The 24129-nt window shown below is 58.5% G+C and carries 18 protein-coding genes; 14 read left to right on the top strand and 4 right to left on the bottom strand.

The genetic code is table 11. The features are described from left to right. Window positions 1-3 precede the first annotated feature (3 nt). Together mexE and ACA055_RS15490 are read right to left on the bottom strand one after the other, a co-directional pair. Window positions 4-1257: a multidrug efflux RND transporter periplasmic adaptor subunit MexE gene (gene mexE / locus ACA055_RS15495; RefSeq protein WP_497679438.1), complete on the bottom strand. Its 1254-nt coding sequence runs from the start codon at window positions 1255-1257 to the stop codon at window positions 4-6. 326 nt (window positions 1258-1583) lie between these two features. Then, window positions 1584-2501 (bottom strand): LysR family transcriptional regulator, encoded by a 918-nt coding sequence (locus ACA055_RS15490; RefSeq protein WP_497679437.1) that lies wholly within the window; start codon window positions 2499-2501, stop codon window positions 1584-1586. A gap of 269 nt (window positions 2502-2770) precedes the next feature. Between ACA055_RS15490 and ACA055_RS15485 the strand changes: the two genes are divergently transcribed. The 4 genes from ACA055_RS15485 to pgm all read left to right on the top strand — a co-directional run bounded on the left by ACA055_RS15485 (window position 2771) and on the right by pgm (window position 9082). Further along, window positions 2771-3793 carry a zinc-dependent alcohol dehydrogenase family protein gene (locus ACA055_RS15485; RefSeq protein WP_497679436.1) on the top strand — a complete coding sequence of 341 codons (1023 nt, stop codon included), beginning with the start codon at window positions 2771-2773 and terminating at the stop codon, window positions 3791-3793. Window positions 3794-4359: 566 nt separating this feature from the next. Continuing rightward, complete coding sequence (locus ACA055_RS15480) at window positions 4360-5853, top strand: hypothetical protein (protein ID WP_497679435.1); 1494 nt, start codon at window positions 4360-4362, stop codon at window positions 5851-5853. A gap of 40 nt (window positions 5854-5893) precedes the next feature. Then, the gene (locus ACA055_RS15475) at window positions 5894-7294 is read left to right on the top strand and encodes an aminotransferase-like domain-containing protein (protein ID WP_497679434.1); all 1401 of its coding nucleotides are present in this window, start codon (window positions 5894-5896) and stop codon (window positions 7292-7294) included. Window positions 7295-7435: 141 nt separating this feature from the next. Then, window positions 7436-9082 carry a phosphoglucomutase (alpha-D-glucose-1,6-bisphosphate-dependent) gene (gene pgm, locus ACA055_RS15470; protein ID WP_497679433.1) on the top strand — a complete coding sequence of 549 codons (1647 nt, stop codon included), beginning with the start codon at window positions 7436-7438 and terminating at the stop codon, window positions 9080-9082. A gap of 140 nt (window positions 9083-9222) precedes the next feature. Here pgm and ACA055_RS15465 read toward each other — a convergent pair whose 3' ends face one another. Continuing rightward, window positions 9223-9918, bottom strand: a complete 696-nt coding sequence (locus tag ACA055_RS15465) for a pirin family protein (RefSeq protein ID WP_497679432.1) — start codon at window positions 9916-9918, stop codon at window positions 9223-9225. Between the two features lie 238 nt (window positions 9919-10156). On the opposite strand from ACA055_RS15465, the gene ACA055_RS15460 reads away from it, so the two are divergent. Continuing rightward, on the top strand, window positions 10157-12631 hold the full coding sequence (locus tag ACA055_RS15460; RefSeq protein ID WP_497679431.1) for a UvrD-helicase domain-containing protein: 2475 nt from the start codon (window positions 10157-10159) through the stop codon (window positions 12629-12631). Between the two features lie 61 nt (window positions 12632-12692). Here ACA055_RS15460 and ACA055_RS15455 read toward each other — a convergent pair whose 3' ends face one another. Then, window positions 12693-12965 carry a DUF1652 domain-containing protein gene (locus ACA055_RS15455; protein ID WP_415769132.1) on the bottom strand — a complete coding sequence of 91 codons (273 nt, stop codon included), beginning with the start codon at window positions 12963-12965 and terminating at the stop codon, window positions 12693-12695. 263 nt (window positions 12966-13228) lie between these two features. Here ACA055_RS15455 and ACA055_RS15450 point away from each other — a divergent pair, with 263 nt between their 5' ends. The 9 genes from ACA055_RS15450 to ACA055_RS15410 all read left to right on the top strand — a co-directional run bounded on the left by ACA055_RS15450 (window position 13229) and on the right by ACA055_RS15410 (window position 24083). Beyond that, window positions 13229-14044 carry an AraC family transcriptional regulator gene (locus ACA055_RS15450; RefSeq protein WP_497684430.1) on the top strand — a complete coding sequence of 272 codons (816 nt, stop codon included), beginning with the start codon at window positions 13229-13231 and terminating at the stop codon, window positions 14042-14044. A 51-nt stretch (window positions 14045-14095) separates the two neighbouring features. Further along, the gene (locus ACA055_RS15445) at window positions 14096-15502 is read left to right on the top strand and encodes an NAD(P)/FAD-dependent oxidoreductase (RefSeq protein WP_497679430.1); all 1407 of its coding nucleotides are present in this window, start codon (window positions 14096-14098) and stop codon (window positions 15500-15502) included. Between the two features lie 44 nt (window positions 15503-15546). Continuing rightward, entirely contained in the window at window positions 15547-15888 is a 342-nt protein-coding gene (locus ACA055_RS15440; RefSeq protein ID WP_497679429.1) for a cupin domain-containing protein, read from the top strand. A gap of 47 nt (window positions 15889-15935) precedes the next feature. Next, a complete protein-coding gene (locus ACA055_RS15435; protein ID WP_497679428.1) occupies window positions 15936-17021 on the top strand; it encodes a polyamine ABC transporter substrate-binding protein in 1086 nt (361 codons plus the stop codon). Between the two features lie 408 nt (window positions 17022-17429). Further along, complete coding sequence (locus tag ACA055_RS15430) at window positions 17430-18887, top strand: serralysin family metalloprotease (protein WP_497679427.1); 1458 nt, start codon at window positions 17430-17432, stop codon at window positions 18885-18887. A gap of 98 nt (window positions 18888-18985) precedes the next feature. Next, window positions 18986-19399, top strand: a complete 414-nt coding sequence (locus ACA055_RS15425) for an AprI/Inh family metalloprotease inhibitor (protein ID WP_497679426.1) — start codon at window positions 18986-18988, stop codon at window positions 19397-19399. A 210-nt stretch (window positions 19400-19609) separates the two neighbouring features. Beyond that, entirely contained in the window at window positions 19610-21385 is a 1776-nt protein-coding gene (locus ACA055_RS15420; RefSeq protein WP_497679425.1) for a type I secretion system permease/ATPase, read from the top strand. Further along, a complete protein-coding gene (locus tag ACA055_RS15415; protein WP_497679424.1) occupies window positions 21382-22716 on the top strand; it encodes an HlyD family type I secretion periplasmic adaptor subunit in 1335 nt (444 codons plus the stop codon). Before ACA055_RS15420 ends, ACA055_RS15415 begins: the two co-directional genes overlap by 4 nt. Before the next feature lie 2 nt (window positions 22717-22718). After that, entirely contained in the window at window positions 22719-24083 is a 1365-nt protein-coding gene (locus ACA055_RS15410) for a TolC family outer membrane protein (protein WP_497679423.1), read from the top strand. Window positions 24084-24129: the final 46 nt, after the last annotated feature.

Raw genomic sequence — 24129 nt, 5'->3', positions numbered from 1 at the left:
CCCTTAACCGCGTGGAGTCGCGGCAGCCACTTTCACAACCGAACCCGGCGCGACCTTGGCAGGTGCGACTTGGGGCAGGTTGCTGGCTTCCAGCGCTTGTCGTTGTTGAGCCAGAGCGGCGAGGGTTTGCTCGCTGGCCATCGGGATCACTTCAGGGGTGACCGGCGAGCCAGGGCGAACCCGTTGCAGACCCTTGACGATGACGGTGTCATCCTTGTTCAGGCCGCTGCGCACGATGCGCAAGCCTTCGATCTTCGGCCCCAGCTCGACCGCGCGGTACGCCGTTTTGTTTTCGGCATCCATCACCAGCACGAACTTCTTGCCCAGATCGGTACCGACGGCTTCGTCGTTGATCAGCACGGCGGAATAGGTACCGCTGCCGACCAGCTTCAGACGGGCATAGAGGCCTGGGGTGTAGTTACCGTCAGAGTTGTCGAACACCGCACGACCACGGATGGTGCCGGTTTTCGGGTTGACCTGGTTGTCGACGAAGTTCATCACGCCCTGGTGCGGGTTGCCGTCTTCATTAGACAGGCCGAGGTAAACCGGGGTGGTCGCGCCGCGTTTGCCCTGGCGGGCGAGTTGCGTGTACTTGAGGAACACACGCTCGTCTGCGTCGAAGTAGGCGTAAACCTTGTCGGTGGAAACTACGCTGGTCAGCGCGGTGGTATCGGCGGTCACCAGGTTGCCGGCGGTGATTTCCGCGCGGCTGACGCGACCACTGATTGGCGCGGTGACACGGGTGAAACTCAGGTTCAGTTTGGCCAAGTCCAGTTGCGCCTGGAGGGCGCCGACGGCAGCGCGGGCTTCTTGTGAAGCGCTGGTGCGCGAATCGGCCAGTTCCGCGGAGATCGCGTTGCTGGTGCGCAGACGCTCACCGCGCTGGGCTTCGTTTTCGCTGCGGGTGGCGTTGGCGCGGGATTGGGCAACCAGCGCTTCGAGGCGGCGGACTTCAGCCTGGAACGGGCGAGGGTCGATCTGGAACAGCAGGTCGCCTTTCTTGACCAATGCGCCTTCAGTGAAAGCGACTTCATCGATCTGGCCGGAGACCCGTGGGCGAATTTCCACGGTTTCAGGTGCTTCAAGGCGCCCGGTGAATTCGTCCCACTCATTGACCGGTTGTTCCAGCACCTTGGCCACGCTGACCTTGGCTGCGGGCATAGTGGCGGCCGTGTCCGGAGTCTTGCCGCAGGCGCTCATCACCAGTACGGCCAACATGGCCAACGGGAAGCGCAAATGTTTGAGTGATTGTTCCATGGATGCATCCGCCAATGTATTGAGAATGGACGGATGATGCTTCGGCTAGGTTGTATGGCACGAATCGAATGAAGCAAAGGTAACTATCATTCGGAATGATATAAGACCCGAATCAGCCCTCTAGCATGCACCTTTCGTTAGGCGGCTATCAATTCGCTTGATGACAATTCAGTGTTGCGGGGAATGCAAAAGACACGGCTTGAGACCGCGTCGCTTCCTTCGCGAGCAAGCCCGCTCCCACAGGTGATTTGTGAACGCCACAGATCAAATGTGGGAGCGGACTTGCCCGCGAAGAGGCCATCAGCCTCACTACAAAAAACCGATGATCAAGCCAGGCTGTCAGGGTCGCCAAAGAACATCTGAATCCTCGACCTTAACCAACGCTCGCCCGGGTCGTTATCCTGCGACCCACGCCAGGCCATGTGCAGTTCAAAGCTGCGCACCGGCAACGGCGGATCTTCAGCCCTGACACCGCCAGCCGCCGTCAGCGCCTCAGCCGTGTAATCCGGCACCGTGGCCACAATATCGGTGCCGCTGATAAGCGTGCTCAGCCCGTTGAACTGTGGCACCGCGAGCACGACATGACGTTTGCGCCCGAGCTTTTCCAGCTCTTCATCTATAAAGCCGCTCAGGTCGCCGGCGAACGACACCAATGCATGAGGCCGCGCGCAGAAATCATCCAGGCTTAATGGGCCCGGCACCGTGTCGGCGCGCAACAACTTTGGCATGCTGCGGCGCAGTACTTTGCGCTTGGCGTTGGCCGGCAGATCGGTGGTGTAGCTGACGCCGATGGAAATCTCGCCGGACGCCAACAAACTCGGCATCAGGATGTAGTTGACCCGACGCACCACCAGCACAATCCCCGGTGATTCGGCGCGCAGGCGCTTGAGCAGCATCGGCAGCAGGGCGAACTCGACATCGTCCGACAGACCGATGCGGAACACCGCGGTGCTGGTGGCCGGATCGAATTCAGCCGCACGGCTGACGGCGGTGGAAATCGAATCCAGCGCCGGAGAAAGCAGGGCAAAGATTTCCACCGCCCGGGCGGACGGCTCCATGCTGCGACCAGTACGCACGAACAACGGATCATCGAACAACCCGCGCAGACGCGAGAGCGCCGCGCTGATGGCCGGCTGTCCAAGGAACAGTTTTTCCGCCGCGCGGGTCACGCTGCGTTCGTGCATCAATGTTTCGAATACGATCAACAGGTTCAGGTCGACACGACGCAGGTCATTACGATTCATCTGGAGTCCTGGCAGAGTCAGCAAACTTGACGTGAGCGGCCATATAAGAACAATGGCCGGCATGAATCTTACGGGGAAAGACTGGTACTCTGCACCGAGTAATTCAGATTTCCTACAAAGGTAGCTACGGTTTCTTACGACATTGGGTGATGTCGCCGGCGCTGCGGAATCAATGACAGGCATGTCGACTATTAATAGTCACTGATAGTCTTGGGTAGAAAGCCCAGATAGAGTTCAGGGCATTAGAGGTTTCTTTGACGAGGTATGCGATGTCCCGCACGATTCGTTTTCACAAGTTTGGTCCAGCCGAGGTGCTCAAATGCGAAGAGCATGCGGCAGCTTTGCCTGCACCGGGCGAAGTGCAGGTGCGCGTCGAGGCGATTGGCATCAGCTGGTACGACATTCTCTGGCGCCAGAATCTGGCGTCATCCCAGGCGCGTTTGCCTTCAGGCCTTGGCCATGAAATGGCCGGTATCGTCACCGCGGTCGGTGAGGGTGTCGATGACCTGGAAGTCGGTGACAAGGTCGCCAGCTTCCCGGCCGAAAGCCCGAACGACTACCCGGTCTACGGTGAGCAGATCGTTCTGCCGCGCTCGGCACTGACCCGTTACCCGGATGTGCTCAGCCCGATTGAAGCCAGCGTGCATTACACGCCGCTGTTGATCGCCTATTTCGCCTACGTCGATCTGGCACGGGTCAAGCCCGGGCAATTTGCCCTGGTTACCGACGCCAGTCACTGCGCCGGACCGTCCTTCGTACAACTGGGCAAAGCGCTCGGTGTGCGAGTGATTGCCGCGACCAAGACGGCGGAAGAACGTGAGAACTTGCTGTCTCTGGGTGCCGAGAAAGTCATCGTCACCGAAGAACAGGACCTGCTGATGCAGATCAACAAGATCACCGACAACCGCGGCGTCGATGTGGTGTTCGATGGTCTTGGCGGCCCACAGATGTCGCTGCTCGGCGATGTGCTCGCACCGCGTGGCAGCCTGGTGCTGTACGGTCTGCAAGGTGGCAACCAGACACCATTCCCGGCCTGCGCAGCGTTCCAGAAGAACATTCAGTTCTTTGTACATTGCATCGGTAACTTCACCGGCAAACCGGAACTGGGCATTATCCAGGACCAGGTTGCCCTGCAACGTGCCTTGCGCGACATCAACCAGATGACCGCCGACCGCGTGCTGCTGCCGCTCAAGACTCGGGTGTTCCCGTTTGCCGAGTTTGTCGAGGCGCACCGCTACATGGACGAATGCCCATGCCGCGAACGGGTCGCTCTCCAGATCGAATCAGTCTAACCCCCCCTCAAAGAGTCCGTGCCCCCACGGACTCTTTTGCGTGTTGCATCTCCCTGAAATGAGACGTTCCATTGACCTGTCAATGGAGCCGTTCAGCAACTGAACTGGTTTTTGCTCTCAATCTGTATCTTCTAATCAATCTATAAGCCCTGATAATTGGATGATTACTTTCATCTCAAGGAATGAGCCATGGCTGGGTATCAGGCTGATACTTTTCAATGCGCCCCGTTGATCCTTATTAAACAAATAGCTTGTCGTTGCGAAGTTACCAAAAAGCTTGGCGCGACTTCTTTCTGTATTTCTTGTGCTAAATGTCTGTGGGACGCTGTCGGACATTTCCTAGGAAGCCTCGAATTTCTGCAGGAAGCCCGGCCTGAAAGGCTTTGCTGGCTGCCTGGTGGTGACTAGGTTGCAGGCGGCTTTCAAACATTTCAAATAATTACCGCAAACTTCAGTGCTAGCATTTGGCAATAGAACCCAGTAGTTCAATCGTGCCAAACAACCATCAGCGCCGGGGATTGCGTTGTTTGCGCGATATCGAACTTACGAGCATCAGGTAAATAAAGATGACCCATATCCATGACCAAGCGATGAACTATGTCTATCAGCAAGTGCTGCAACGGTTGCTGAGTTTCTTCTCGCGAGCCGAACGCACGGCATTGCAGTTGATGATTCAGCGCCTGGCGGTCGCCGCAGGGGGTATGGAGCGCATCGGCGACTACAAGGTGCTGGCGATCCAGTCCGGGTCCCGTGACAGTTGCTACACCCTCGCGCTGCTGCGCGCCGCACAGCTGAGTATCGCCGGTCGGGCCCCGGCGACGTTCCAGTTGCGAGTGGCGTCCCTGCGCTTGAATGGCGCAAGCGCGACCGCCCTGGAAAACATCCATCGCAGCTACAGCGCATTGTTCCTCTACGACGACCCCCGGGTGGAAGTACTGATGGTTGATAACCGCGAAGTCCTGCCGTTCAGCCACCTGACACCGATCTCCGAAGCTGGTCGCGAGTCGAACCGCCTCAACCTGTTGATGGTCGGCCATCGCCGCGCCTGGAACGAGCCCCTTGATCTGTGGGACGACGGGTATCTGGCCACCGGTGAGTTCTACGGACAGATCGCCCGTTGGGATCACGGCGTGGACGCCTTGATCAGTGGTGACAGTCCTCGACAGCAGAAGCGGTTTCTCGACGGATTGAAGCGTGCTGCCAGCAAGGCTGGGCTCAACCTTTCGAATCCCGATGAAACGGGCTATGAGCAGTTGTTCGCGCGGCTCGATGAACTGGGCAGCGACTGCTATCGCGGGTTTTATTCCGGACATGACCATGCGCAATGGCGCCCGGCCGAGCAATTTGAAGCCTGTCGCCGCACCACGTTCATCGATATTCACGACATGCTGGTCAGCAATCTGGAAGAGCGTTGGCCGCTGCTCACCGAGTTTCTCGGTTTTCAACCGGACGAACTGGCGGCTCAACTCAGCGACAACGAATACGTCAGCCTGTCTGTCTCCGCACACCTTCGGGGTCTGCAAACGTGCTTCGTGCATGGCCGCAGCTACGAGGCCGGCGTTGCCGAATACCTGCAACGGGCAATGGTGATGATGCGCCGTCAACGACTTCCGGAGCGGTTGTGCGAGCAAGCGGTGGAGGCGTTTGGCAACCCGGCGGCATTGGCCGACCAGCGCGTACTGGCCGCAACAGAAGCACAAAAAAACCTTGGCTTGAGCGAGGCGCAGCTGGTTTGCCTGCTCTTTTCGCCTTTTGTCGAGAAGGGCGCGGGGCTTGAGCGCTTTCTGCGTCAGTGCCATCCCGGCATGCTCGTGGCGATGCCTGATTTGCACCGGGCCATGCAAGGCAACCCGGTGCCGGAGCAGGTTCTGCAATGGATGATCGACGTCAGCGGGTTGCCTGTCAGCCTGATCAGCACGCTGTATCGCATGGCACCGGTGTCGGCGGACGGGGGCAGGGTGCCTGACCCGGAAATCGGCGGCACGGGTTTGTTGCCAGCCCAAGCAGACGTCCTTGACGATGACACGACGGTGGCGGGTGAATGGTCAGCAGGGCATTGAACGTGCCTGATATGAACGACTTCGCTTTCGGCACTTTCCCGTGAAAGGGGCGCGAGTAACCGACTTCGCGTATCAGGCGGTCTATCGGTATCTGACGAACCTGATCAACGAACCGACCAATGACACGCGCGTCCGTCTGCCTTCGCTGCGACAGTTGGCGGAACGTTTGAACGTGTCGATCTCAACCATTCAGTACGCTTATTCGCTGCTGGAGAAGGAAGGGCGCGTCTATTCGGTGGCCAAGTCCGGCTATTTCGCGTTACCGGTGTCCTCCATCAATACGCTAGGCAGCGGCAATGACCTGCTCGAAGCGGTGTATTTCAATGCAAGACGCCCCGGAATGTTGGTCTTGAGCGCCGATGAGCCGGCGCTGCTGCAGCCTCTGGACAGTCCGTTGTTACTGCTCGAAAGAGAGCTGCTGCGCCAGTACCCGCGTCAGCCACATTCGTCTTTACAGCCTTGTGGCGAACTGGAGCTGCGTACTGCCCTGGCGGCCCGTTACACCACTTCGCCGGTGCGCTGCTGGCATGCTGACGATGTGTATATCGGCGCGGACCTACGCGGCGTGCTGGAAATACTGATCGCCGTGTTGTCTCTCAAAGGCGCCACCGTGGTGGTGGAGTCGCCGTGCGACTGGGCAATTCTGCGTTTGCTCCAGGCCGCCGATGTGCAGGTCATTGAATTCGTGGTGCAAGCGAGCGGAGGCCTGGACATCGAACGACTGAAAGCGCTGCTGGAAACCGAGCCGGTGCGACTGGTGATGGTTTCATCCGGGCTCAACATGCCGCGTGGCAGTCTGGCGCCCGACGACAACAGGCGATCCATCGCGCAGCTGCTGACGCGGCAGGGCTGCTGGGTGTTGGAAAACGACTGTCACGGAGAACTCGGGTTCGAAGCGGACAGCCTGCGGTTTCGCGATCTGCTGGACCCCGACAGGCTGGTTGTGTTTTCCACGTTCGAGAAGGTCATCGGGCCGGAAGCGCCTTACGGCTATCTACTCTCGCGACACCTGCGTGCCGAGCTGCAGCGGCACTTTCTGCTGCGCTCGTTCCGACTGTCGCCGATTCGCCAGAAAGCCATCGCTCGCCTGTACAGCAATGGACGTATCGATCAGCACCTTCTGGTGCTGCGGCGGTTACTCAAGGACCGCAAGGTGCAGATGATCCAGCTGTTGCAGGAACGTCTGGGCGATGCCTTGCACTTCGTCGAGCCTCAGGGTGGTGCGACGATCTGGGTGCGGTCGCTGCGCCAGGTCGATGTGCGTCGGGTGTTTCAGCGCCTGCTCAAGCACCAGGTCGTGATCGCTCCCGGCGAACTGTTCAGTCTTCAGGGCCTGCATACGCAATACTTGCGCCTGAGCCATACCTTCGCTGGCGATCACGACCTCGCTGCCGTCCTGGGCGTGTTGGGAAATGCCTTGCGCCTGGAATCGATCGACTGAGCATCGCGCCATACGTCCCTGACCACTTGGGATTTATAACATTTACGCTATGGTTCGCCGGGATCGATAACGTCGCGCTGCGGTCAAACTGCCAGTAAACTGCTTCCCCATTCCTGAACCATTCTATTTCAGAGGTTTTGCATGACACTCAGTCCTTTTGCGGGCAAACCGGCACCGGCAGAACTGTTGGTCGATATCCCGCGACTGGTAACGGCCTATTACACCGGCCAGCCCGATGCCGCCGTCTCCACCCAGCGCGTCGCCTTCGGCACGTCCGGGCACCGAGGCAGCTCGTTTGACTTGAGTTTCAACGAATGGCACGTGCTGGCGATCAGTCAGGCGATCTGCCTGTACCGCGAAGCCCAAGGCATCGACGGTCCGCTGTTCGTGGGTATCGACACCCATGCGCTGTCTACTCCGGCTGGCGCCAGCGCCCTGGAAGTGCTGGCTGCCAACGGCGTGACGGTAATGATCGCCGCAGGTGACGAATACACCCCGACACCGGCCATTTCCCATGCGATTCTCTGCTACAACCGCGGGCGTACGTCGGGCCTGGCGGATGGCATCGTCATCACGCCGTCACACAATCCGCCGCAAAGCGGTGGCTACAAATACAACCCTACCAACGGTGGCCCGGCCGATACCCACATCACCAAGTGGATCGAAGCCAAGGCCAACGAACTGCTGAGCAACAAGCTCGCCGGCGTCAAGCGCATCAGCTACGAGCAGGCCTTGAAGGCCAGCACCACGCACCGTCACGATTACCTCAACACCTATGTCGCCGATCTGATCAACGTGATCGACTTCGATGCCATTCGCGATGCCAAGCTGCGCCTGGGCGTCGATCCGCTGGGCGGAGCAGGGGTGCGCTACTGGTCGGCGATTGCCGAGCATTACCGTCTGGACCTGGAAGTGGTGAACACACAGGTTGATCCAACCTTCCGCTTCATGACGGTCGACTGGGATGGCCAGATCCGCATGGACCCGTCGTCCACTCACGCCATGCAAGGCTTGATTGGTCTGAAAGATCGTTTTGACGTGGCATTCGGTTGCGACCCGGACCACGACCGCCATGGCATCGTGACGCCGTCGGGTGGCTTGCTGGCGCCGAACAACTACCTCGCGGTTTCTATCGACTATCTGTTCCAGAACCGTCCGCAATGGCGCGCCGATGCGGCCGTGGGCAAAACCGTGGTCAGCAGCGGCTTGATCGATCGCGTCGCCAAGCGTCTGGGTCGTCGCCTGTACGAAGTGCCGGTAGGATTCAAATGGTTTGCCGACGGTCTGTTCGATGGCTCCTTGGGCTTCGGCGGTGAAGAAAGCGCTGGCGCGTCGTTCCTGCGCAAGGACGGCAGCGTCTGGTGCACCGACAAGGACGGTTTGATCCCGGCACTGCTGGCAGCAGAAATGACCGCCCGCACCGATCGCGACCCAAGCCAGGCTTATCGCGCCCTCACCGATGAGCTGGGTGAACCGTTCTCGGTACGGGTCGATGCCAAGGCCAATCCGGAACAGAAAGCCCTGTTGAGCAAATTGTCGCCGGACCAGGTCACTTCGACCCAGCTGGCTGGCGAGGCGATCCAAAGCATTCTCAGTCATGCGCCGGGCAACGACCAGGCGATTGGTGGCCTGAAAGTCATGACCGAAAACGGCTGGTTCGCAGCGCGTCCATCGGGCACGGAAGACATCTACAAGATCTACGCCGAAAGCTTTGTGAGTGACGACCACCTCAAACAGCTGGTTGCAGAGGCTCAAACCCTCGTGGATAGCGCTATTTCTGCGAAGTAATCGAGGGGCTCGCTCCCGCAACTTGCGTAAAACTCTGTGGGAGCGGGCTTGCCCGCGAAGACGTCCACGCAGTCAACACCATTAAAGAAAAAGGGGCGACCATTTACGGTCTCCCCTTTTTTTGCCCAGCATTTACACCTTCAAGCCAAATCCACCAAAACGATTTCACTGTCCTCAATGGCCGTTACCCGCAACACCTGCTCCTCGGCAACCGCAACACCATCTCGAGCTTGTGCACGCAAGCCATTGACTTCAATGACACCGGTGGCCGGCACCAGATAGGCGCGACGGCCGTTGTCCAGGCGGTACACAGCGGTCTCGCCAGCCTTCAGATTTGCCGCCACCAACCGCGCATCAGCTCGAATCCGCAGGCTTTGATCGTCGCCGGCCTTGCCGCTGGCCAGGGTCACGAAACCTTCGCGCTGACCTTTAGGGAAAGGCTTGGCGCCCCAGGACGGTGCCAGACCGGATTCGTTCGGGATGATCCAGATCTGGAAAATTTTGGTTTCAGTCGCCTCCAGGTTGTATTCGCTGTGGGCGATCCCGGTGCCGGCACTCATGACCTGAACATCGCCCGCTTCGGTGCGACCCTTGTTGCCAAGGTTGTCTTCGTGGCTAATGGCTCCTTCACGAACGTATGTGATGATCTCCATGTCCCGGTGCGGGTGTTTCGGGAAGCCGGTGCCCGATGCAATCACATCGTCGTTCCATACCCGCAGATTGCCCCAGTTCATGCGTTTGGGGTCATGGTACTCGGCGAACGAAAAGTGGTGATGCGCATCCAACCAGCCATGGTGGGCGCCGCCCAAGGAGTTGAAAGGTCTGAGTTCAAGCATGATCGTCTCCGGAAAAGGGTGGTTAATGGCGAGCATCATCTATCAGGCATCAATCGATAAAAAGCGTAAAAAATGCCTCAATACAATCGAATTGGCTGATGTTAAATAACCTCGAAAAATTCTCACCCAACCTTCACTTCATCGCATAAGCCAATGACCTGTAAGCATTTCACTAGAACTCAAGAGCAAATGCAGACACCATAGCCCTCAACAGCCTCACACCCTGGAGTCAGTCCGCGTGCCGCAACACACCCCCGATCTTCCTCCTGAACTTCGTCCCCTGGCCGAGATGCCATTGCTCAAACGCCTGGCCGCCCGATTCTTTGGCCACGGCCTGACCCGACTGCGCGCGCAACACCGCGCATCCTGGTTGCACGGCCAAGCGGACGGCTTCCGCAGCGGGCACAGCGCCGGGGTGGATTACGGCTATAAGGAAGGCAAGCTCGAAGGGCTGGAAGAAGGCCGACAGGTTTTGCTGATTCGCGACTCGCGCTCAACTGAGCACCGACCGCCCCATGTCGACGACAACCTGTTCGATGACTGGCGGCTGCCATTGAGCGCCGAGCTGAAGAAGCGCATGAAGGCCGATGTCGCCCGACTGCTGCCGCCGCACGCCCAGCCCAGTGCCGCTCAGTGGAAGATGATCTTCAGCGACACACCCTCGACCTCGGTGATTGCCGGGGCGGGTGCTGGCAAGTCCACAACGTTGGCGCTGCGCATTGTGCTGCTGAGCCACTACTTGGGATTCGAGCTGAGCTCGATGACCGTGGTGACCTTTACCCGAGAGTCGCGTAAAGATTTCATCAATAAGCTGATCGAATTGTTTGCGCTCTGGGGGCGGTCGCTCGGTCTCAAAGAGGCGCGGGATCTGGTGCGCACTTTCCACTCGCGCATACTGCCGATGGTTCGTAGCTTGCCGGGCTTTGAGCGGCTGCAAGCGTTCGAAAACCTCAGTCACCGGGTACAAGGCGGTGATGAAGAGGTCGACAGCAATCCTTTTGACCTGCGTATCAACGATGCCCAGCGTCAGCAACTCAACGCCTGCTATCACAACCTGCACACCCGCGATGAGCGTTTCCGCGATTTGATCAAGCCATTGTCCCGCCATGCCCTGCAACTCAAGGAGCTGGAACGCGATCACCCGGACGTGCAGAAGCGCATGGCTGTGACCGAACTGGCGGCGAAGCGTGATGAAGAGCTTTGCGACACCCTTGAAGACTTGTGGTTTCGCGCCGGCGCTTGGCCGATCAAGGGCATCGAGCCGAATCGTCAGTCGTTCGATATCAACGGTTCAACGTTCCATTGTCATGGCTATATTCCAACGCTGGATGCCTGGGTGGTATTAGGTTTTGATCCCCGGGAAAACCCGCAGCTCAGCCGCCCCAACGCCAAATTGAGCGTGCGTGCCGAGTGGGCAGTAAAGCGCACCTTGTTTCAAGCATTCTGTCGTAAGCCTTTGATATGGCTAGATAGTTATGAATCTTCAAAACGGGTTTTGGCGTCGCTGGCTGGCGATGCCAGTGCCGGGCCTGGCTTCGATTACAAGGTCAAGGGTGAGCTCGGCTCTGCGCCATTGCTGGACTGTTTTGTCGCGGCGGCCGGGTTTATCGAGAACCTCGGCCTGGATGTCCCGAATGCCGTAGGCCAGATGAGTTTTGCCAAGGACGACCCGGACCGGTTTTTCTTCGAAGCCTTGAGCCTGTTCTGGCGTGCGTTGGAAGATCATCTGCTCGATCAGAAACCACCCGTCATGACCTACAACCGGATGTTCGCCTTGTTCAGCGAGCATTCCCCGGAAAACCTGAAGTTGCTGAGTGACGATCTGCTGCGGCCCATGTCGCACTTGATGATCGATGAATTTCAGGACGTATCGCCGCAGATCGTTTCCTGGGTCCGCGCCAGTCTCGCGGAAATTCGCAGTCGCGGACCGGCCATGCACGTAGGGCGTGGCGCTCAACGGTCATCATTGCTTTGTGTGGGCGATGACTGGCAATCGATCTATGGCTGGCGTGGAAGTTCGCCGACGTATTTCATGGAGTTCAACAAGGAATTCCCTTCGCCGAGCACTACAAAAGTGATGCTCAGCGATAACTACCGCAGCCATCAGCACATCATCGATGCCGCCGAACATATCGTGCGAGCCGCGCCGGCGATTGCCGGCAAGAAGGCAAAGGCGAGTGGGGAGCCGAAAGCGTTGCTGCCGGTGAATGTTCTAGATCGTGATGATCAAGGCATGGCCAAGCGCCTGATCGAGCACTATAGAAAGGGCGACTCGATCTTGATGCTTTATCGAAAAAGCAGCGATAAGCTATTGATAGAAGAACATATTCAGTCTGTAGTTAATGTGGATTCTAGCTTGCCCTATGACGCTCGACGACTGAAACAACTGACTTATCACAGCGCCAAGGGTCTTCAGGCTGATGCGGTATTTCTGCTCGGAGATTGCCAGCACCTGACCAGTTCCCCCTACAAAAACCAGGTCTATCGCATGGCGGGTCTGGGCAAGGCTGGCGACAACGAGGCCTACGACAACGCCCAGAAAGACGAGATCCTGCGACTGGCCTACGTGGGCATCACTCGGGCGGTGAGTCATTGCTACTGGTACGTCGATACTCAGGACACCCAGGCGGCGAACATGCCCAAGGCCTCCGACCGGATTGGCAAGGGCAAGCCGTTCTTTGTCGATCATCGCGAGAGCAAGGCGTTGGCCTGATCTTGAATCCGACCCAATAAAAAGCCCACATAATGTGGGCTTTTTATTGATTGCTTAGCCTTCAGGCGTAACTCCTGAACGCTGCCGGCGGAATGAAAGCTTCAAGCTCATCCTCCACCGCTTCAATTATCCGTTCTACATCCGCGGCATTCATGACTGTCGCACAGGGAATGCCGGCAATGGCGATCATGGTCTCGCCACTGGCACGATCAAACAAACGGGCAATCATGCTGCCCGGGGCGTCCATGCTCGCCTCAAAACCCATGGGATGAAAATGCCAGCGCATCAACTGGCAGGCGTTTGGAAAAGTGACCTTGCTGAACCCTTTATTCATGTGTTGCCCGCCTTCTTCATCGAGCGCTTCCGTTAGCTCATGTTAGGAGGGAAGAGCCTTCATTGGCTCAACCGTTGACTGACCTTAAAAGTAGCATCTGGATGTGAAAATAATGTGGATTTTTCAGGCCGTTTAGCGATTGGTTCAGTTTTTTTTGACTCAGGTCACGTTGAGGTGGTTTTTCGGCAAAAGGTCAGCACTCATTGGCCATTGAAGCCGGGGCAGAACTTGGGCAAGCTCGGCGTTTTCTCGTCGAGTCTTTTATGCACGCCGATGATGATGGTCCGCAGTACACCCAGGCCACGGGCGAGACGGTCATGCGTTACCACCTGCGCTGGAAGCACCGGGATCTGGACGGCGTCATGGCGCTCTATCATCCGGACGTTCAGTACAGCGATTTTTTCCAGAACCGTGTGATGGGGCTGGGCGAATTGCGTGAGTACGTGCGCAGCAGCATGCCCCGTGATCCTGATGAAGCCCTGGAGCATTCGGACCGTATTCGCCTGGATGGCAACACTGCATTTATTCAATACCGCATCACGCTTCGCGGCGGCGAGGGACTGGTGTCGTTCCGGGCCAGCGAGGCGATTACCGTACGTGACGGGCTGATCTGGCGGGTCAACGAGTACGCCTCCCTTGTCCATGAGCAGCCCACCCACAAAGCCGCCAGCATCCAGCGCCCGGCAGTCAGCCGGCTCGGATTGTCGCCGCGCCAGCTGAGCTTTATGGCCGATGACCTGCAACAGTATTTCCAGCGCCAGCAACCTTATCTCGATCCCGAACTCGACCTGCAGCGGGTCGCGAAGGAGTGCGGGTACAGCCGTAATCAGATTTCCTATCTGCTCAATCAAGTGTTGGGCCAGAGCTTTTACCGCTACGTCAATCAGGCGCGGTTGCGGCATCTGCTCGCGGCGCTGGATACCGCCACGCCGCCGCTGCGCATAGACGAACTGGCCTTTGCCGCCGGCTTCAACTCGTTATCGGCGTTCTACAGCTGTTTTCGCCAGCACACCGGCCTCTCGCCCAAGGCCTACGTCAAACAAATTTCTTTGCGTGCACGCGCGCAAGACAGCCTCTAACCCCACGCACTAGGATCGACGCCATCGAAGTTTTGATTGGCGGAGTCTTGCATGCCGGCGTGGCGCACTATCAGTTTGTGGATGGATCAACTCGACGAGCCTTTATTGGCGCGTCCGACGCTGGACCAGGATCTGGACGTCGACGTCGCCATCATTGGCGCCGGGTACACCGGCCTGTGGACTGCGTATTACCTCAAGCGCCTGGCGCCCGACCTGAACATCGCCATCGTCGAAGCGCAAACCGCCGGTTTTGGCGCCTCCGGGCGAAATGGCGGCTGGCTGATGGGCAACTTGTTGGGCGAGGACCGCTTGCTCGCCGGGTTGCCCGCCGACCAGCGCCGGGCGTCCTTCGATCTGCTGCACGGCATTCCCGATGAAGTGCGGATTGTCCTTGAACGTGAAGGCATCGACTGCGATTACCGTAAAGGTGGGGTGTTGTATTGCGCGGCACGTTATCCCGAGCAGGAAACCAGCCTGCGGCACTATCTGGACACGCTCTACAGCCAGGGCCTGACCGAAAACGATTACTGCTGGCTCAGCCCCGAGCAGTTAGCGCAACAGATCAGAGTCGCCAAACCCTATGGCGGTGTCTATGCACCACACGTTGCGACCCTTCACCCGGCAAAGTTGGTACGAGGACTGGCCCGGGCGGTAGAGCGCATGGGCGTCAAAATCTATGAAAACAGCCCTGTCACCCATTGGCAGTCGGGCAGCCTGCGCACGGCGAAAGCTCAGGTTCGCAGCCGCTGGATCGTGCCGGCGGTAGAAGGTTACGCGGTCACCTTGCCACCGTTGGGGCGTTATCAGTTGCCGGTGCAAAGCCTGATTGTGGCCACCGAACCGCTATCCGCCGCCACTTGGGACGAGATCGGTCTGAGTCGCGGCCAGGCGTTCAGCGAAAGCAGCCGCCAGGTCACTTACGGCCAGCGCACCGCGGACAACCGCTTGGTGTTCGGCGCCCGGGGTGGTTATCAGTTCGCCGGCAAGCTGCGCCATGACTTTGACCTGACCACCAGCGAAGTGGAATTGCGGCGTTATCTGTTCGGCGAGTTGTTCCCGCACATCAAGCATGTACGGATCACCCATGCCTGGGGCGGCAATCTGGGCATGTCCCGGCGCTTCAAGCCGCACATGCTCTGCGATCAGGCCAGTGGCATCGCCTTGTCCGGCGGTTATGGCGGGGAGGGCGTGGGTGCCAGCAACCTGGGTGGGCGGACCTTGGCCGATTTGATCCTGGGGCGCGACACCGAGCTGGTGCGCCAGCCGTGGGTCATTCCTCAGGGCGGGCTAGACGCACTCAAAACCTGGGAGCCGGAACCCTGCCGCTGGCTTGGCTACAACGCGATCATCCGCAGCTTCGTCCACGAAGACCAGACCCTGGCCAACCCGGCCACCGCGCCATGGCGTCGCAAATTGGCCGGCGGAGTCGCGGGGTTCATGGAAGGTTTCATGCAGTAAACGGCGCGCTCTTCATCTACAGGTTCCAATCGACAGGTACTCCCATGAGCATCACGCAATTCAAGAACACCGCAACGCTGACGCTGGACGAGTCAAACCCGGTCGCCGTGCCGTTGGGCACACCGGTGGCGGTGGCCTCGACCACCAGTGTCGAACGCGACGATGGCGTCGAAACCGGCGTCTGGGAATGCACCCCCGGCCGCTGGCGCCGGCAAATCGTTGCCCAGGAGTTCTGCCACTTCATCCAGGGTCGCTGCACCTTCACCCCGGATGACGGGGAAACCCTGCACATAGAAGCCGGCGATGCACTGATGTTGCCGGCCAACAGCCTCGGCATCTGGGACATCCAGGAAACCGTGCGCAAGACCTACGTTTTGATTTTTTGATCCTCTGATTGCCTGCCAAAAACAATAGCCCATACAGGAATCGACTCATGATCCGAAAGACACTGACCCTGGCGCCACTTGCGCTTGTCGCGACCCTCAGTCAAGCGGCCGATACCGTCAAAATTTACAACTGGTCGAGCTACATCGCGCCAGACACCACGAAAAACTTCCAGAAGGAAACCGGCATCGGTTTCAGCTATGACGTCTATGACAGCAACGAAACCCTCGATGGCAAGTTGATGACCGGCAACTCCGGCTACGACGTGGTGTTTCCGTCGAACCACTTCATGGCCCGGCAGATTCAGGGCAAGGCGCTGAAGAAACTGGACAAGGATCAACTGCCGAACTGGAAGAATCTCAACCCGGTGTTGCTCAAGGCCCTGCAAACCAACGATCCGGGCAATGAACATGGCTTTCCATACCTGTGGGGCAGCACTGGCATCGGCTACAACATTGCCAAGGTCAAAGCCGTGCTGGGTGACAGCGCGCCGGTGGACTCCTGGGACCTGATCTTCAAGCCCGAGTACATGGAAAAGCTGCAAAAATGCGGCGTGGCGATCCTCGACAACGGCCCGGAACTGCTGCCGGCCGCGCTGAACTACCTGGGCTTGCCGCATCACAGTAAAAACCCGGAAGACTACAAAAAGGCTGAAGCGCTGCTGTTGAAGGTGCGGCCATATATCAGCTACTTCCACTCATCCAAGTACACCGGCGATCTGGCCAACGGCGATATCTGCGTGGCAGTAGGTTTTTCCGGTGACGTCCTGCAGGCGGAAAGCCGCGCCAGGGAAGCCAACAACGGTATAGAAATCGGTTACGAGATTCCCAAGGAAGGCGCCGCCATCTGGTTCGACATGGTCGCCATGCCCGCTGACGCCCCGGACGAAAAGGCCGGTTATGCCTTCATGAACTACCTGCTGCGCCCGGACGTCATGGCCAGCATCAGCAACTACGTGCACTACGCCAACGGCAACGAACAGGCCGACAGCCTGATCGACCCAGCGATCAAGAACGACACCAAGGTCTACCCGAGCCCGGAAATGATGGGCAAGTTGTTTGCCCTGGAGGCGATGCCCCTGAACATCGACCGGATTCGCACGCGAGTGTGGAACAAGATTCGGACCGGGAGTTGAGGCAATCGTCTATCTGTGCGAGGGAGCAAGCTCCCTCGCCACAACAATGACAACTCACCAAGTGTTTAATTAAATTGATGGCATAACACTGGCGCTCAATACTAACGTGCCAAGGAAAGTGAGACGCCTTCAACAAAAAACAACTTACTCATATTTAATATTTAAATAGCAATTGTCAGACAATTAGTCCGCACCCATCGAACTAAAAATTATATTTCGGCACCGCATCCCTTGTTTCCGGGTACTTGCAGGAACAACTCAATTTGACGTCAAAAAAACAGTGGACGTTAGATTTCAAATTGTGTCAGTTTTCTTTCGCCTTCATTGGGCGAGTGATAGGACGATCTCGCCAGAGATTGTCGCTGTCAGACAAAAAACTGTTCCATAGCTAAACAAGGAAGTGTGTTTATGTCGAAAGTAAAAGGTAACGCTATTGATGCCGCCGAACAGGCGTTCCAGCCATTGCAAGCATTGGCTGCGACCAGTTCGGCGTTTAACCAGATCAATAGCTTCAGCCACCAATATGATCGGGGTGGCAACCTCACGGTCAATGGCAAACCCTCCTTCTCCGTCGACGAGGCAGCGGACCAACTGCTGCGCGACGGCGCTGCCTACCAGGACAAGGACGGCAGTGGCAAGATCGAACTCACCTACACGTTCCTGACCTCGGCGTCGTCGAGCACGATGAACAAGCACGGGATCACCGGGTTCAGCCAGTTCAGCGCGCAACAAAAAGCCCAAGCCGTGCTCGCCATGCAATCCTGGGCCGATGTGGCTAAAGTCACCTTCACCGACAAGGCCACGGGCGGTGACGCTCACATGACCTTCGGCAACTACAGCGGCGGCCAGGACGGCGCGGCGGCGTTTGCCTACCTGCCTGGGTCCGGCGCGGGTTATGACGGGACTTCCTGGTACCTGACCAACAGCAGCTACACGCCCAACAAGACGCCGGAGCTGAACAACTACGGCCGTCAAACCCTGACCCACGAAATCGGTCACTCCCTGGGCCTTGCCCACCCTGGCGACTACAACGCGGGCGAGGGCGCTCCGACTTACAACGACGCGTCCTACGGGCAAGACACCCGCGGCTACAGCGTCATGAGCTACTGGAGTGAAAGCAATACCAATCAGAACTTCAGCAAGGGCGGCGTCGAAGCGTATGCGTCCGGCCCGCTGATGGACGATATCGCGGCCATCCAGCAGCTCTACGGCGCCAACACCACCACGCGTACCGGTGACAGCACTTACGGCTTCAACTCCAACGCCGGTCGCGACTTCCTGAGCGCATCTTCGTCGTCGGACAAAGTCGTGTTTTCGGTGTGGGATGCGGGCGGCAAAGACACCCTGGATTTTTCCGGTTTTACCCAAAACCAGAAGATCAATCTCAATGAGGCCTCGTTCTCCGACGTTGGCGGCATGGTAGGTAACGTGTCCATCGCCAAGGGTGTGACCGTGGAGAACGCCATCGGCGGTTCGGGCAATGATTTGCTGATTGGTAACAGTGTGTCCAACGAGCTCAAAGGTGGTGCCGGCAACGACATCCTCTACGGCGCGGGCGGTGCGGACAAACTGTGGGGCGGTGCGGGTTCGGACACTTTCGTGTTCGCCGCCAGTAGCGACTCCAAGCCAGGTGTTGTCGACCAGATCCTCGATTTTGTCAGCGGCCTGGACAAGATCGACCTGACCGGCATTACCAACGGGGCAGGCTTGCATTTCGTGAGTTCGTTCACGGGTGCGGCAGGCGATGCGGTGTTGACCAGTTCAGGCGGCAACAGCCTGTTGTCGGTGGACTTCTCCGGTCACGGGGTGGCTGATTTCCTGGTCAGCACCGTAGGCCAGGCGGCGTACTCGGACATCCTGGCGTAATGTGATGTAAAAAAGGAGGGCGGCGTATCTGGCGTCGCTCTCTGTCCTTGCATCGACGTGCACAGTGAGTAAGGCTACAACCCGGAGTAAATCGCCCTATGACGCCTGGCGTCTTTACCTACAAAGCAATCGCGTGGCTATTGGCGACGCCGATGATGTTTCTTGGAGATGTAACCATGGCAGGCAGCCTGAAATTAGCGGACCCCTCGGAGTTAGCGGGTAAGTGGGAGGCAACCTTGAATACTCCACGTCACTCCGGGAGGTCGCAGGAAATCCCTCTGAATATTTGCATGATCGACCTCCAGCCGAACCAAACCCTGGGTGGTGGTACTGATTGCCTGGCCGCCTGGCTTGGCGAGCAAGCTATCGGCTGGTTTCCCGAGCCGGACGGCATCGCAATTACCGGTAAAGAAGGCTCAAGAATTCTGTTTTTCAGCCGACAGCATGAAGCGCTTTATCGAAGCACTTTGAAGTCGGGGGCTGACATTACGCTCAAGCGTGCAACGGACTAAACGTGAAAGACCTACCGGCGCAGCGGGCGATGTAAAGTTCGTTATTACAATTTTTAATGGTTGGTCAATAAAGCCAAAGCTCTTTCGCGGTCAAAAAAGTTGTTGTTGATTTGTAAGCTATAAACGGCACAGAGACGCTCGATCCGTGTACGCGTAGTTAAATGGAAACTCGCCAAAGTGTGGTGAGGAATATCAGTTCAGGAAAAACCAATGAATATGGCGAAGGCCCCAGTCACCGCGCCGTTAATCAAGGCACTGGGCGACTATAAAAGCATCCTGATAAGCGTCGGTTGTTTCACCGCACTTATCAATATTCTGATGTTAGTGCCCTCTATTTACATGCTCCAGGTCTATGATCGGGTATTGTCTTCACAAAACGAAACCACGTTGGCCATGCTGTCTTTGATGGTCGTCGGGTTCTTTGCCTTTATCGGTTTGCTGGAGATCGTTCGCAGCTTCATCGTCATCCGTATCGGCAGCCAACTGGAGCGGCGTTTCAACCTGCGGGTCTATCAGGCAGCGTTCGAGCGCAATCTGTTCAAGGGCGAGGGTAACGCCGGGCAGGCACTGGGAGACTTGACCCACATCCGCCAATTCGTCACGGGCCCGGCGCTGTTTGCCTTCTTTGATGCGCCGTGGTTTCCGGTGTACCTGTTCGTGATCTATCTGTTCAACGTCTGGCTCGGGGTTTTTGCCACGGCGGGCGCGCTGCTGTTGATTGCGCTGGCATGCCTCAATGAAGCCATGACCAAAAAACCTCTGGGCGAGGCCGCAGTTTTCTCCCAGAAGTCCAGTCTGCTGGCCACCAGTCACCTGCAAAATGCCGAAACCATTCAAGCCATGGGCATGCTCGGTGCCTTGCGCAATCGCTGGTTCCAGGTGCATTCACGCTTTCTCGGTTTGCAGAATCAGGCCAGTGACACTGGGGCGGTCATCAGTTCCCTGAGTAAAACCCTGCGCTTGTGTTTGCAATCGCTGGTGCTGGGCTTGGGCGCATTGTTGGTGATCAAGGGTGATATGACCGCCGGGATGATGATCGCGGGTTCCATCCTCATGGGTCGGGTGCTGAGCCCTATTGATCAGCTAATCGCCGTGTGGAAACAGTGGAGCGGCGCCAAACTCGCTTACCGCCGTCTCGACGCGTTGCTGCAAGCCTTTCCACCGAGTGACGAGGCCATGGCACTGCCGGCGCCGAAAGGGCAGATCACGTTCGAACAAGTCAGCGCGGGTCCGCCGGGGCAACGTGGGGCGACCCTGCATATGGTCAACTTTCAGCTCGGCGCCGGGGAAGTGCTCGGTGTACTGGGCGCTTCCGGGTCCGGCAAATCGACCCTGGCCCGTGTGCTGGTCGGCGTGTGGCCGACCCTCGGCGGCACGGTGCGGCTCGACGGCGCAGACATCCATCGCTGGAACCGCGACGATCTCGGCCCCTACATCGGTTATCTGCCGCAGGACATCGAGCTGTTCAGCGGCAGCATCGCGCAAAACATCGCCCGATTCCGTGAGGCGGATGCACAAAAAGTGGTGGAGGCCGCGCAACAGGCCGGCGTCCATGAACTGATCCTGCGCATGCCGCAAGGTTACGACACCGTGCTCGGCGAAGACGGCAGCGGCTTGTCCGGCGGCCAGAAGCAACGTGTGGCGTTGGCCCGAGCGTTGTATGGCAACCCGAGCCTGGTGGTGCTGGATGAACCGAACTCCAACCTCGACACCGTGGGCGAAGCCGCACTGGCCAGCGCCATCGCGCAAATGAAGGCCCAGGGCACCAGTGTGATTCTGGTCACCCACCGGTCCTCGGCATTGGCCCAGGCCGACAAGTTGCTGGTGCTCAATGACGGACGCTTGCAGGCCTTCGGCCCGAGCCAGGAAGTCCTCAAAGCGCTTTCCGGTGCACAGGAACAGCAGCGGGAGAAAACCGCGCAAGCGCCGGGTGGACTCAGCATGAGCCGGCAGTACCAGCCCTCGACAAGGAATTCGGGTGTATGAGTGACAACATCGAAGCCACCATGGAACACGACTACATTGCCGAACGCCCTGAACGCGATGCGCGTTTCTTCGCCCGCATGGGCTGGATTCTAGCGATCGTCGGTGCGGGCAGTTTCTTCACGTGGGCCAGTCTGGCACCGCTCGATCAAGGCATTGCGGTACAAGGGACCGTGGTGGTGTCGGGCAAGCGCAAAGCCGTGCAATCGATGAGCAGCGGCGTGGTCAGCCGGATTCTGGTGCGCGAAGGTCAGGTGGTGAAGCAGGGCCAGCCGTTGTTTCAGCTCGACCAGACGCAAGTGGCCGCTGACGTGCAATCCCTGCAAGCGCAATACCGCATGGCCTGGGCCAGCCTGGCGCGGTGGCAGAGCGAGCGGGACAATCTCAATCACGTTAACTTTCCCGCCGAACTGAGCAACGATCCCGACCCGCGCCTGGCGTTGGTGCTGGAAGGCCAGCGGCAGTTGTTCAGCAGTCGCCGCGAAGCGTTTTCCCGGGAACAGGCCGCGTTGCGTGCCAGTATCGAAGGTGCTGGTGCGCAACTGGCCGGCATGCGCCGCGCCCGCACCGACCTGACCGCCCAGGCCAGCTCGCTGCAGCAGCAACTGAGCAATCTTCAGCCTCTGGCGGACAACGGCTACATCCCCCGCAACCGGCTCATGGAGTACCAGCGTCAGCTGTCGCAAATGCAGCAGCAATTGGCAGAAAACACCGGCGAAAGCGGTCGGGTGGAGCAGGGCATCCTCGAATCGCGTCTGAAGCTGCAACAACACATCGAGGAGTACCAGAAAGAAGTCCGCACCCAACTGGCCGATGCGCAGCTCAAAAGCGTGACCCTGGAGGAGCAACTGACCTCAGCCGGGTTCGATCTGCAACACAGCGAGATCATCGCCACCGCCGATGGCATTGCGGTCAACCTCGGGGTTCACACCGAAGGCGCGGTGGTGCGTCAGGGCGACACCCTGCTGGAGATCGTGCCTCAAGGCACCCGTCTTGAAGTGGAAGGGCATCTGCCGATCAATCTGGTCGACAAGGTCGGCACGCATTTGCCAGTGGATATTCTGTTTACCGCGTTCAACCAAAGCCGCACCCCGCGGGTGCCGGGCGAAGTCAGCCTGATCTCCGCCGACCAGATGCTCGATGAGAAAACCGGTGCGCCGTATTACGTGCTGCGCAGCAGCGTCAGCGAGCAGGCCATGGAAAAACTCAACGGGCTGGTGATCAAGCCCGGCATGCCGGCGGAAATGTTCGTGCGCACCGGTGAACGTTCACTCCTCAACTATCTGTTCAAACCGCTGCTCGACCGGGCAGGCTCCGCGTTGACCGAGGAATAAGGATGTTCCGCTGTATGAATAAGCTTTCCATGCTCGCCGCGACCCTGGCGCTGCTGACCTGCAACAGTTCGATGGCCATGGGGCCGTTCGACGTCTACGAAAAAGCGTTGCGCAATGATCCGGTGTTCCTCGGCGCCATCAAGGAACGTGACGCCGGCCTTGAAAACCGCGCCATCGGCCGCGCCGGGCTGTTGCCGAGACTGGGTTACAACTACAACAAGGGCCGTAATACCTCCAAGGTCACCTACCTGAACGAGCGCGGGCAAAACCAGACCGATGACCGCAACTACAGCAGCTACGGCTCGACGCTGACCCTGCAACAACCTTTGCTCGACTACGAGGCGTATGCGGCGTATCGCAAAGGCGTCGCGCAGTCGCTGTTCGCCGACGAGAACTTCCGTGGCAAGAGCCAGGAGTTGCTGGTGCGGGTGCTGGAGAACTACACCAAGGCGCTGTTCGCACAGGATCAGATCGACATTGCCCTGGCCAAGAAAAAAGCCTTCGAGCAACAGTTCCAGCAGAACGAGCAGATGTTCCGTCAGGGCGAGGGCACGCGTACCGACATTCTGGAAGCCGAGTCGCGCTACGAACTGGCGACCGCCGAGGAAATCGAGGCGCGTAACGAACAGGATGCCTCCCTGCGGGAATTGGGCGCGTTGATCGGCGTGCCGGCCATTGACATCGCCGACCTGACGCCCCTGGATCAAAACTTCCAGACCTTCACCTTGCATCCGGCCAGTTACGACACCTGGCATGAGATCGCCGTGGCCAACAACCCGAACCTGGCCTCCCAGCGTCAGGCGCTGGAAGTGGCGCGCTACGAGGTTGAACGCAATCGCGCCGGGCACCTGCCCAAAGTCAGCGCCTACGCCTCGGTGCGGCAGAACGAGTCGGAAAGCGGCAACACCTACAACCAGCGCTACGACACCAACACGATCGGCATTGAAATCAACGTGCCGCTGTATGCCGGCGGCGGGGTTTCGGCTTCGACCCGTCAGGCCAGTCGTGCCATGGAACAGGCTGAATACGAACTGGACGGCAAGACTCGGGAGACGCTGATCGAACTGCGTCGGCAGTTCAGCGCCTGCCTGTCGGGCGTCAGCAAGCTGCGGGCTTATCAGAAAGCCCTGGCCTCTGCCGAAGCGCTGGTGGTGTCGACCCGGCAAAGCATCCTTGGCGGTGAACGGGTCAACCTCGATGCGCTGAACGCCGAACAACAGCTGTTCACCACCCGCCGGGATCTGGCCCAGACCCGCTACGACTATTTGATGGCCTGGACCAAGTTGCATTACTACGCCGGGACCTTGAGCGAGCAGGACCTGGCCAGGGTTGACGAGGCGTTTGGTCAAGGCCCGAGGCGTCAGTAACGGTCTCTGATCTTCGACAGCTTTTACAAAAACGCCAAAAAAGCGA

The sequence above is a fragment of the Pseudomonas sp. LBUM1657 genome (assembly GCF_059716075.1).
Note: the sequence above shows the minus strand (reverse complement) of the source record. Positions and strands in the feature narration are given on the sequence as shown.